Raw genomic sequence first — 11,085 nt, forward strand, 5'->3', positions numbered from 1 at the left:
GTCTCTTGCGTCGCAGGACGGCCGCCTGTTGCGGCCGCGACAGTGCGCAAGGGGCTGGGCGTCATGGTGTCATTCTCCAAGTTTTCCGGCGAGATAGAGCTCGAGCGTCGCCCGCGTGCCCTTGTCCCAGAGTGTTTTCAGCGCGTGTGCAAACCGCTTCTGGAACAGTGAGGATTGCGCAACATCACCGAAGATGTCGGAAAGCGCAAGGAACGCCTGTGGATCTTCCTTGGCTCTCACCGCCGCCGCGTGCAGACGATCGGCACTGGCGTCGTTGAAGGTGATCGCCTTGCCGCTGTCGGTCGTCCCCGCGAGGTAACGGCACCAGAGCGCCGAGACCAGCGACAGGCCGACGACATCCTCGCCACGGCGCAGCCGGTCGGCCGTCGTCGGCAGGATGAATTTCGGCTGGCGATTGGAGCCGTCCTGCGCCAGGCGCGGAATGGTGTCGGCGATCTTCGGATTGAACAGGCGCGATTCCACCTTCTTGAAATAGGCGGTCAGATCGGTGTTGGGGACCGGCGGGATGACCGGAATGATTTCCTCCCGTTCCAATTTGTCAAGGAAGGCGCAGACCGTCTTGTCCTCCATCGCCTCGTGGACGAAGTGGATGTCGAGAAGGGCGGCGGGATAGGCGATCGCGGCATGGCCGCCATTGAGAATGCGGATCTTCATGTGCTCGTAAGGCGCGACATCCGGAACGAACTGGACGCCGACAGTATCGAGTGCCGGACGACCGGCAGGAAAATGATCTTCCAGAACCCACTGCTTGAACTCTTCGCAGAACACCGGCCAGTTGTCATCGATGGCGTAATCGTCTGCGACGATGCCGACTTCGCGCGGGCCGGTTGCCGGCGTGATTCGGTCCACCATGCCGTTCGGGAAGGCGACATTGGCCTCGATCCAGTCGGCAAACGCCGGATCGGACAGGCGCGCAAGACCCGACACAGCGGCATGGGTGACCTCGCCATTGCCCGGAATATTGTCGCAGGACATGACGGTGAAGGGCACGGTGCCCTTGTCCCTGCGCGCCTTCAGCCCGGCGATGATCAGGCCGAACACGGTCTTCGGATCATCAGGGTTCTGGCTGTCGGCAACGATGGCCGGATGTTTCGGATTAAACACGCCGGAGGCCGGGTCGATGAAATATCCACCTTCGGTAATCGTCAAAGAGACGATGCGAATCTTGGGATCGGCAAGCTGCGCGATCGTCGCCGGTGCATTGCCGGGGCGCAGGTAATCGATCATCGGTGCGGTGACGCGGGCCGCACTCTTGTTGTTGTCCTGCTCGACCACCGTGGTCAAGAAATCCTGCTCGGCGAGCTTGGCCCGCATCGCCTCGTCGGAAGGCAGAACCCCTGCCCCGATAATCGCCCAGTCGAGATCCTTGCCGGTGTTGAACAGGTCGTCGAGATAGATCGCCTGGTGGGCACGATGGAAATTGCCGACGCCGAAATGGACGATGCCGGCCGAAAGCGCCGAACGGTCGTAGGCCGGGATCGCGGCTGTCGCCTTGATGGCGGAAAGATTGGCGAGCGAAAGTTTGGTCGTCATGTTCATTCCTTTCGACGAGCGTGATCAGCTCATCCAGTTGCCGCCGTCGACATTGCAGGTCTGCGAAACGACACAGTTGCTTTCGGCATCGACGGAAGCTTGCTTCGTCACGTCCATTTCGACGGCATGGGCCGAAGAGCCGAGTTCGGATGCCGTCGTCTTCGCCCATTCGAGACTGATGTCGGCAATGGCGACGGTCGCCCTTTCGCGGATATAGGCTTCCGCAAAGGGTCGTCCGATGCCGCGCGCCGATCCGGTGATCAACGCGTTTTTTCCCTGCAGGCGTGTCATCGAATTGCCAGTCCCTTTGCATCGAACTTGTGGACGCGGCCGTCTTCGGGTGTGAGGAATACCTGGTCACCGTGGGTGACGGCGAAGTCGCCGCCGACGCGGGCTGTGACCAGACCGATGCCGTCGACATGAATGTGAAGGAACGTATCGGAGCCGAGATGTTCGGCGACGCCGACCACACCCTTCCAGGTGCCTTCCGTCGTTGAAAGCTTCAGGTGCTCGGGGCGAATGCCGATCGTGTGGGCGCTGTAGGGCTTGGCGAAGTCGCCGGTGGCAAAGTTCATGCGCGGCGAGCCGATGAAGCCGGCGACGAAGATGTTGTCCGGGCGATGATAGAGATCGAGCGGCGAGCCGACCTGCTCGATATTGCCGGCATTGAGAACGACGATCTTGTCGGCCATGGTCATGGCCTCGACCTGGTCATGGGTGACGTAGATCATCGTCGTCTTCAGCTGGTGATGCAGTTCCGAGATCTCCAGCCGCATCGTGCCGCGCAGCGCAGCATCAAGGTTGGACAGCGGCTCGTCGAACAGGAAGGCCGAGGGCTCGCGCACGATGGCCCGGCCGATGGCGACGCGCTGGCGCTGACCGCCCGACAACTGGCCCGGACGCCGGTCGAGATAGTTGGTGAGGTTCAAGACGCGCGCGGCTTCCGTCACCTTCTTGTCGATCACGCCCTGGTCGAGCTTGGCCATCTTCAAGGGAAAGGCGATGTTGTTTCGCACGGTCATGTGCGGATAGAGGGCGTAGGACTGGAACACCATGGCGAGCCCACGCTTGGCCGGCGCCGCGCCTGTGACGTCGCGGCCGTCGATCTCGATCGTGCCCGAGGTCGTGTCCTCGAGGCCGGCGATCAGGCGCAGCAATGTCGACTTGCCGCAACCCGAGGGGCCGACGAAGACGACGAACTCGCCCTCGTTGATTGTCAGGTCGATGCCCGGAATGACCTGCGTCGCGCCAAAGCTCTTGTTGACTTTTTTCAGTTGGATATTGCCCATGCGTGCCTCCCAAAGTCTCTTTTCTTGACGCGTCTGTCGTCGTCGTTATGTCTGTTACTTCACGGCGCCAAAGGTCAGGCCGCGCACCAGTTGTTTCTGGGAAAACCAGCCCATGATCAGGATCGGCGCGATCGCCAGTGTCGAGGCCGCCGACAATTTTGCCCAGAACAGGCCTTGCGGGCTCGAGAACGAGGCGATGAAGGCGGTGAGCGGGGCTGCGTTCGTCGTCGTCAGCCGGATCGTCCAGAAGGCTTCGTTCCAGGCGAGGATGATGTTCAGGAGCATGGTCGAGGCTATGCCCGGAACCGCCATCGGCGTCAGCACGTAGACGATCTCACCCCACAGCGACGCACCATCCATCCGGGCCGCCTCGAGAATCTCGCCGGGAATTTCCCGGAAGTAGGTGTAGAGCATCCAGATGACGATCGGCAGGTTGATCATCGTCAGCATGAAGGTGAGCCCGATGCGGGTGTCGAGCAGGCCGAAGTCGCGGAACATCAGGTAGAACGGCACCAGCACGGCGACCGCCGGCATCATCTTGGTCGACAGCATCCACATCAGGATGTCCTTGGTCTTGTTCGTCGGCGCGAACGCCATCGACCAGGCCGACGGCACCGCGATCAAGAGCGCCAGGATGGTCGAGCCGACCGACAGCACGACCGAGTTCAGGAAGAACTTGAAGTAATTGCTCTGCGCCTGCACCGCGCCATAGCTCTCGATGGTTCCCGACGGGATCAGGTTGAAGCCCTGGATGGCTTCCGTCTCCGACTTGAACGAAGTGATGATCGTGTAGAGGATCGGGAAGAAGATCACCAAAGCGATGATCCAGGCGACGATGGTGAAGAGAACGGTTCTTCTGGTCGAAACGGCACGGGCCATGATCTTGCCTCCCTTACTTGTCGAGGTTCTTGCCAACAGCGCGCATCAGGAAGAAGGCGACGATATTGGCGAGGATGACTGCGATGATGCCGCCTGCCGATGCGCCGCCGACATCGTAGCCGAGCAGAGCGGTGCGGTAGATCAGGAACGGCAGGTTGGTCGATGCATAGCCCGGTCCGCCATTGGTGGTAACGAGGATTTCGGCATAGACGCCCAGAAGGAAGATCGTCTGGATCAGGATGACGACGGTGATCGAGCGGGCGAGATGCGGCACCGTCAGGTAGATGAAGCGGTTGACGAAGCCGGCGCCATCCATCTCAGCCGCCTCGCTCTGCTCGCCGTCGAGCGATTGCAGGGCGGTCAGGAGAATGAGCGTCGCGAACGGCAGCCATTGCCAGGCGACGATGACGATGATCGAAAACAGCGGATACTGGCCGAACCAGTCGACCGGCTGGACGCCGAAAAAGCGGGCGATATCGGCAAACACCCCATATTGCGGGTGCATGATCATGTTCTTCCACACCAGTGCGGCCACCGGCGGCATGACGAAGAAGGGCGAGATCACCAGGATGCGCACAAGCCCCTGCCCCCACATCGGCTGGTCGAGCATCAACGCAATCGCGATGCCACCGACCACGGTGATGAACAGCACTCCGACGACGATCACCAGCGTGTTCCAGATCGACTGGAAGAAGGCGGGATCCGAATAGAAATATTGGTAGTTGAACAGTCCGGCAAAGCTGACATTGCCCGGATTGAGAAGGTTGTAGTTCTGGAACGAGAACCACAACGTCATCGCCAGCGGAACAATCATCCACACCAGCAACAATCCAACCGAAGGCGCCATCATCAAACGCGCCAGGCCCCGTGTATTCGCTGTCGCCATGGCAACATCCCTCCCTTTTGCCAGCCGGTCTCATTGCCCGCCACGCCGGGAGGACAGCACGCCAGCCTCTTCATTCTTTCTTTTGAAAAGACCTGACGTCAACCGCTGTTGTTCGGAAAGCTGGCACCGGTCGACGTCAGGCTAAAATTGGCGACCCGGGTTGAGGTCCGGGTCGCCCGTCCTTGGGAAGGAACCTTACTTGATGTAACCGCCGCGCGTCATTTCACGCGTAGCGGCCGTCTGTGCCTGTGCGAGTGCATCGTCAACCGACATCTGACCGGCAAGTGCTGCCGAGAACAGCTGACCGACCGTCGTGCCGAGACCCTGGAATTCCGGGATGGCGACGAACTGGACGCCGACATACGGAACCGGCTTGACCGACGGGTTCTTCGGATCGGCGGCATTGATGCTGTCGAGCGTCATCTTGGCGAAAGGTGCGGCCTTCTGGTACTCGGGATTTTCGTAGAGCGAGGTGCGCGTGCCCGGAGGAACGTTCGCCCAGCCTTCCTTGGCCGCGACGATGTCGAGATAGTGCTTGCTGGTTGCCCAGGACACGAACTTCTCGGCCGCTTCCGCCTTCTGCGTGCCTGCCGGAATGGCGAGATTCCAGGCCCAGAGCCAGTTGCCACGCTTGCCAAGGCCCGTATCGGGAGCGAGCGCAAAGCCGACCTTGTCAGCAACCGTCGAGTCCTTCGGGTTGGTGACGAAGGATGCAGCCACCGTCGCATCGATCCACATGCCGCACTTGCCTTGCTGGAACAGCGCCAGGTTTTCGTTGAAGCCGTTCGACGAAGCGCCCTGCGGGCCGGCATCGTTCATCAGCTTGACGTACATGTCGAGCGTCGCCTTCCACTCCGGCTGGTCGAACTGGGGCTTCCAGTTTTCATCGAACCAGCGGGCGCCGAACGCATTGGACGTGGCGGTCAGGAACGCCATGTTCTCGCCCCAGCCGGCCTTGCCGCGAAGGCAGATGCCGTTGATGTCGGCGCTACGGTCCGTCATCTTGCGGGCAGCTTCGTTGATGAACTCCCAGGTCGGGGCGTCGGGCATGGTCAGCCCGGCCTTTTCCATCAGGTCCTTGCGGTACATCACCATCGAGCTTTCGCCGTAAAACGGCGCTGCATAGAGCTTGTTGTCGGCGGTCAGGCCCGAACGGATAGCCGGAAGCAGGTCGTCGACGTCATAGTCGGCGCCGAGATTGTCCAGCGGAAGGAGCCAACCCTGCTTTGCCCAGATCGGAACTTCATAGGTGCCGATCGTCAGAACGTCGTACTGGCCGCCCTTGGTTGCGATATCCGTGGTGACGCGTTCGCGCAGCACGTTCTCTTCCAGGGTGACCCATTCGAGCTGGATGTCAGGATTTGCCTTGGTGAAGTCGTCCGTCAGCGTCTGCATGCGGACCATGTCGCCATTGTTCACCGTGGCAATGGTGAGGGTTTCAGCCTGTGCAAAACCCGCGATGACGACTGCCGAGCAGGTGCCCAGCAAAAAAGTTTTCAAGTTCATATATCTTCCTCCCAGAAGAGTTATGAGCATTTGCCTTGCTCGTGGGCAATTACTCACAGGTTTGCGAAAAATGTCAATCGGCATTCGTTGCTGCACTGCAGAAACGAATCCGTAAACGATTGAAATTATTCTCGATTATTTATGAACATCCGCTCACTGAGTGAGCAGAAACCCGGCTGTCGCCTCGTCCGTGATCAAGCCGTTGATCACATGTCCCTTGAGCGCAGCGCTCAGCGCCGCATGCTTGCGCTTGCCCTTGGCGATGCCGACGACAACAGCCGAATCGCGCGACGGCAAAGGCACGCTGGCGACGCGTTCGTTGATGCTGCCGGAGAGCAGCTTGCCGTCCCTGTCGAACATCCAGCCACAGATTTCGCCGACGGCGCCTTCATCCATCAGCCGCGCCATCTCGTCGCGCCCGAGGAAGCCATCCTCGCAGAGCGGCGCATCCTGGCCGAGTTCGCCGACGCCGACAAAGGCGACATTGGCTTCGGCTCCAAGTTTCAGTGCCGACCTGACCAGAACCTGATTGTGCAGCACCTCGCGCTCCTCGGGAGAAGAGACGAGAACCGGCAGCGGCATCGGAAAATGCCGCGCCTTGACGGCATCCGCCATCGAGAAGATGACGTTGTAATAGGCGGCCGAACCGTCGAGACCGATATTGCCGGTCAGCGACACGATGCGATGCTGCGGACACTCCATCGTCGGCAGTTGGTCGATTGCGGCTTTCAGCGTTCGTCCCGTGCCGATGGCCAGGATGATCGGGTCGGTTGATTTCAGCCAGCGTTCGATCTCGGCCGCCCCCGCCTCCGCGATGCCGACGGTGGTGGACGACGAACCGGGATCGCTTGGCACGATATCCACGAGCTTGAGAGCGTATTTTTCCTTGAGAAGCAGGCCGAGTTCCAGGCAGGCGGCAATCGGATGATCGAGCCTGACCTTGATCAGGCGCTCGGCCATGGCCAGCGAAACCAGGCGTTGCGCCGATTGCCGGGAGATGCCCATGGCCGACGCGATCTCGTCCTGCGTGCGCCCGGCCACATAATAGAGCCAGCCCGCACGCGCGGCGTCGTCAAGCCTGTTGTTTGCTTCCGGTTTACGCACCATGGTTCTGTATACTCCTCGGAAAACGTGCTGACACTTTTTCCACGCTCCTGTCAAACGCACACCGATGCCATCATCATCGAAAGGCACGGAACCCCTTGCCACACGGCGCTTACGCCGTTTTTGCTTTTAAAATTTTACCGTTTGATAAAAAAATATTCCATGGTACCGTTTCATCATCCTGAGGCATGACATTTGGGAGCGAAAAATGGGAACGATTGAAACTGGAATACGGAGCGGCCGCCTGTCGCCCGCCGAATACGAGACGAATTTTTCCGATCTGCATCCGCCGCTGGACGAGCACGAGGCGCTGGTCGCATCCGACCGCTGCTACTTCTGCTACGACGCGCCCTGCATGACGGCCTGTCCCACCTCCATCGATATCCCGCTGTTCATCCGGCAGATATCGACGGGAAACCCGATCGGGTCGGCCAACACCATCTTCGACCAGAACATTCTGGGCGGCATGTGCGCCCGCGTCTGTCCCACCGAAACGCTGTGCGAGCAGGCCTGCGTGCGCAATACGGCCGAGCACCGACCGGTCGAGATCGGCCGCCTGCAGCGCTACGCGACCGATATCGCCATGCGCGAGAACAAGCAGTTTTATGAGCGCGCCGAACCGACGGGAAAATCGGTCGCCATTGTCGGCGCCGGGCCTGCCGGTCTTGCCTGCGCCCACCGCCTCGCGGTCAATGGCCATGATGTCGTCATCTACGATGCCCGAAAAAAATCCGGTGGCCTCAACGAATACGGCATTGCCACCTACAAGGCCGTCGACGATTTCGCCCAGAAGGAAGTCGATTACATCCTGTCGATCGGCGGCATCGATATCCGCAACGGCCAGATGCTCGGCCGCGACTTCTCGCTCTCTGATCTGACGTCGCGTCATGATGCCGTCTTCCTTGGCCTCGGTCTTGCCGGCGTGAACGCGCTGCGCACAGAAGGCGAAACCACCGAGGGCGTCGAGGATGCCGTCGATTTCATCGCCGCGCTCCGGCAATCGGAAACAAAGACGGACATCCCCATTGGCCGTCGCGTCGTGGTTCTCGGCGGCGGCATGACCGCCGTCGATGCGGCCGTACAGGCCAAGCTGCTCGGCGCCGAGGAAGTGACGATCTGCTACCGCCGCGGCAAGGAAAACATGAACGCCTCGGAGTTCGAGCAGGATCTCGCCGCCGCCAAGGGCGTCGCGATCCGCCACTGGCTGCAGCCCAAGCGCATCATCAGCCGCGACGGCAAGGTCGCCGGCATCGAGCTTGATTACACGACGATGACGGGCGGCCGCCTGGTGACAACCGGCGAAACCGGCGTCATCACCGCCGATCATATCCTGAAAGCGATCGGCCAGACATTCGAAGCGGATGGCCTCGGCATCATTGCGTTGCAATCCGGCCGCATCGTCATCGACGGCGAAGGCCGCACCTCGCTCGACGGCGTCTGGGCTGGCGGCGACTGTGTTCTCGGTGGCGACGACCTGACGGTTTCGGCCGTTGCCCAGGGACGCGATGCGGCCGAATCGATCAACCTGGCCTTGGCCGCTGCATCGCAGCCGGCTGTTGCCGTCGCTTGAAGGGGAGAATGAACAATGGCTGATCTGCGCAACAACTTCGTCGGCATCAAGTCTCCGAACCCTTTCTGGCTCGCGTCGGCGCCGCCGACCGACAAGGCCTACAATGTCGAGCGCGCCTTCAAGGCGGGCTGGGGCGGCGTCGTCTGGAAGACGCTCGGCGAGGAAGGTCCGCCCGTCGTCAACGTCAACGGCCCACGCTACGGCGCCATCTGGGGTGCTGACCGCCGTCTGCTCGGCTTGAATAATATCGAACTGATCACCGACCGCGACCTCTACACCAACCTGCGCGAGATGAAGCAGGTGAAGATGAACTGGCCGGATCGCGCCCTGATCGCCTCGATCATGGTGCCTTGCGAGGAAAACGCCTGGAAATCGATCCTGCCGCTGGTCGAGGAGACCGGCGCCGACGGTATCGAACTCAATTTCGGCTGTCCGCACGGCATGTCTGAACGCGGCATGGGTGCTGCGGTCGGACAGGTGCCGGAATATATCGAAATGGTCGTGCGCTGGTGCAAACAGTATACGCGCATGCCCGTCATCACCAAGCTGACGCCCAATATCGCCGATATCCGCAAGCCCGCCCGCGCCGCCAAATTGGGCGGCACCGATGCCGTGTCGCTGATCAACACGATCAATTCGATCACTTCGGTCAATCTCGACACGTTCTCGCCGGAACCCTCCATCGGCGGCAAGGGCAGCCATGGCGGCTATTGCGGTCCGGCCGTCAAGCCGATCGCTCTCAACATGGTGGCCGAGATCGCCCGCGACCCGGAAACCTACGGCCTGCCGATCTCCGGCATTGGTGGCATCACGACCTGGCGGGACGCCGCCGAGTTCATGGTTCTGGGCGCCGGCAACGTGCAGGTCTGCACCGCGGCCATGACCTACGGCTTCAAGATCGTCCAGGAAATGATCACCGGCCTTTCCGCCTGGATGGACACCAAGGGCCACCGTACGCTCGACGACATCTGCGGACGCGCGGTCCCGAACGTGTCAGACTGGCAGTATCTCAACCTCAACTACATCGCCAAGGCCCGCATCGACCAGGATGCCTGCATCAAGTGCGGCCGCTGCCACATCGCCTGCGAGGACACCTCCCACCAGGCGATCACCCAGTTTGTCGATGGCATCAGGCATTTCGAGGTGATGGAAGACGAATGCGTCGGCTGCAATCTCTGCGTCAACGTCTGTCCCGTGCAGGACTGCATCACCATGGTCGGGCTTGAGCCCGGCACGCTCGACGAACGCACCGGCAAGGTGGTCGATCCAAACTACGCCAACTGGACGACCCACCCGAACAACCCGATGGCCCGCCAGGCTGCGGAGTGATTCAGATCGGTTGAATAGCGTGCGGCAAATTTATCTCCCCCTTGGTGGGGGAGAAAGCAATTTCAGCATCTTAGCTTCAGCTAAGTGCTAGAAATTGCAAGAGAGGGGGTAGGCAGGCACGCAAGGATGGCTTCCAGAGAAGCAACAATCCCCTCACCTGAAAAACCTAGCACTTAGCTGATGCTAAGAGCTGATTTTTCTTCCTCTCCCACAAGGGGAGAGGCCAACCCGGGGCCAACTCCTTGCCAATGCGAGGATGATTTGGTGCGAGAGATTGCGGCAACTTTACCTCTCCCCCAGTGGGAGAGGACACAAAATCAACATCTTAGCCAAAGGCTAAGTGTTAGATTTTGTTGGTGAGGGGATCTTGGCCACACGAGAAAAATCCCCGCCATTAGAATCCAGCCTATGCTTCCCCTCGTCCCGCCACGGATACACTGCCAGCCGTGGCCGCGAGGCGGGGCCGGCGCCGGGTTTGGGGAAAGGACGGAAGTCCTCAAATTCGGGGTTCGGGCGAAATTTCCCCTCCGCAGGCTGTTGCTGCTGCGGGCGTGCGATGCACAGAGGGTCCGCTGCATGTCGCCAGAAAGTGTAGTGCGGTTTCTGGACAACGACATGCACATGAGCGGGCCGTAGTGGAAAAAGTGCCTGGGCAAAAACCGCTGAACGGGGCGCTGGCGAGAGCCACTTTCCCACTCCCAAACGAGGTTCTTTCGAGCGCCCCGGCCAAAGTTCTTTGACAAACCACGGCGGACCTTTTCGCGCGTGAACGGACGGCGTAGTGGAAGGACGGGTGCCGCAGAGCATTATTCTGGTCGGTCAAGAGCCCATGGAACACGAAATCGCGACAGAGCGTCGTGAAAACGTGCGTTGCTCCGAACCGTGAACTCGTCAATAACAGGACATATGCTTCGGCCAGCGCCTGACCGCCAACACTGGATGTCTGTTTGAACCTTGTTTCCTCACGA

At 60.5% G+C, this 11,085-nt stretch carries 8 protein-coding genes and 1 pseudogene; 2 read left to right on the forward strand and 7 right to left on the reverse strand.

Translation table 11 applies throughout. The annotated features are described in order from the left end of the window. Positions 1 to 69: 69 nt before the first annotated feature. From VL202_RS25760 to VL202_RS25790, 7 genes and pseudogenes are all read right to left on the reverse strand, one after another. Positions 70 to 1,554 carry a mannitol dehydrogenase family protein gene (locus tag VL202_RS25760; RefSeq protein ID WP_325466903.1) on the reverse strand — a complete coding sequence of 495 codons (1,485 nt, stop codon included), beginning with the start codon at positions 1,552 to 1,554 and terminating at the stop codon, positions 70 to 72. A 45-nt stretch (positions 1,555 to 1,599) separates the two neighbouring features. Beyond that, positions 1,600 to 1,845 (reverse strand): annotated as a pseudogene (locus VL202_RS25765) (SDR family NAD(P)-dependent oxidoreductase); the annotation flags it as partial. Further along, positions 1,842 to 2,843: an ABC transporter ATP-binding protein gene (locus VL202_RS25770; RefSeq protein ID WP_325466904.1), complete on the reverse strand. Its 1,002-nt coding sequence runs from the start codon at positions 2,841 to 2,843 to the stop codon at positions 1,842 to 1,844. The pseudogene VL202_RS25765 and the gene VL202_RS25770, both read right to left, overlap by 4 nt. Positions 2,844 to 2,897: 54 nt before the next feature. Continuing rightward, positions 2,898 to 3,722: a carbohydrate ABC transporter permease gene (locus VL202_RS25775; protein WP_325466905.1), complete on the reverse strand. Its 825-nt coding sequence runs from the start codon at positions 3,720 to 3,722 to the stop codon at positions 2,898 to 2,900. Positions 3,723 to 3,735: 13 nt separating this feature from the next. Continuing rightward, positions 3,736 to 4,608 (reverse strand): sugar ABC transporter permease, encoded by an 873-nt coding sequence (locus VL202_RS25780; protein WP_325466906.1) that lies wholly within the window; start codon positions 4,606 to 4,608, stop codon positions 3,736 to 3,738. A gap of 195 nt (positions 4,609 to 4,803) precedes the next feature. Further along, on the reverse strand, positions 4,804 to 6,114 hold the full coding sequence (locus tag VL202_RS25785) for a sugar ABC transporter substrate-binding protein (protein WP_325466907.1): 1,311 nt from the start codon (positions 6,112 to 6,114) through the stop codon (positions 4,804 to 4,806). Between the two features lie 153 nt (positions 6,115 to 6,267). Continuing rightward, positions 6,268 to 7,221 (reverse strand): sugar-binding transcriptional regulator, encoded by a 954-nt coding sequence (locus VL202_RS25790; protein ID WP_325466908.1) that lies wholly within the window; start codon positions 7,219 to 7,221, stop codon positions 6,268 to 6,270. 205 nt (positions 7,222 to 7,426) lie between these two features. Here VL202_RS25790 and VL202_RS25795 point away from each other — a divergent pair, with 205 nt between their 5' ends. Further along, complete coding sequence (locus VL202_RS25795) at positions 7,427 to 8,788, forward strand: NAD(P)-dependent oxidoreductase (protein WP_325466909.1); 1,362 nt, start codon at positions 7,427 to 7,429, stop codon at positions 8,786 to 8,788. 15 nt (positions 8,789 to 8,803) lie between these two features. Further along, complete coding sequence (preA, locus tag VL202_RS25800) at positions 8,804 to 10,117, forward strand: NAD-dependent dihydropyrimidine dehydrogenase subunit PreA (protein WP_325466910.1); 1,314 nt, start codon at positions 8,804 to 8,806, stop codon at positions 10,115 to 10,117. Positions 10,118 to 11,085: the final 968 nt, after the last annotated feature.

This window comes from Pararhizobium sp. (genome assembly GCF_035497515.1).
In the GTDB taxonomy this organism is placed as follows: Bacteria; Pseudomonadota; Alphaproteobacteria; order Rhizobiales; family Rhizobiaceae; genus Pararhizobium.

What these genes read in the sequence shown, in the direction of transcription:
- VL202_RS25795 (WP_325466909.1), top strand. Translation starts at nt 7,427, where the DNA reads ATGGGAACGATTGAAACTGGAATACGGAGCGGCCGCCTGTCGCCCGCC.
- preA (WP_325466910.1), top strand. Translation starts at nt 8,804, where the DNA reads ATGGCTGATCTGCGCAACAACTTCGTCGGCATCAAGTCTCCGAACCCT.
- VL202_RS25770 (WP_325466904.1), bottom strand. Translation starts at nt 2,843, where the DNA reads ATGGGCAATATCCAACTGAAAAAAGTCAACAAGAGCTTTGGCGCGACG.
- VL202_RS25760 (WP_325466903.1), bottom strand. Translation starts at nt 1,554, where the DNA reads ATGACGACCAAACTTTCGCTCGCCAATCTTTCCGCCATCAAGGCGACA.
- VL202_RS25780 (WP_325466906.1), bottom strand. Translation starts at nt 4,608, where the DNA reads ATGGCGACAGCGAATACACGGGGCCTGGCGCGTTTGATGATGGCGCCT.
- VL202_RS25790 (WP_325466908.1), bottom strand. Translation starts at nt 7,221, where the DNA reads ATGGTGCGTAAACCGGAAGCAAACAACAGGCTTGACGACGCCGCGCGT.
- VL202_RS25785 (WP_325466907.1), bottom strand. Translation starts at nt 6,114, where the DNA reads ATGAACTTGAAAACTTTTTTGCTGGGCACCTGCTCGGCAGTCGTCATC.
- VL202_RS25775 (WP_325466905.1), bottom strand. Translation starts at nt 3,722, where the DNA reads ATGGCCCGTGCCGTTTCGACCAGAAGAACCGTTCTCTTCACCATCGTC.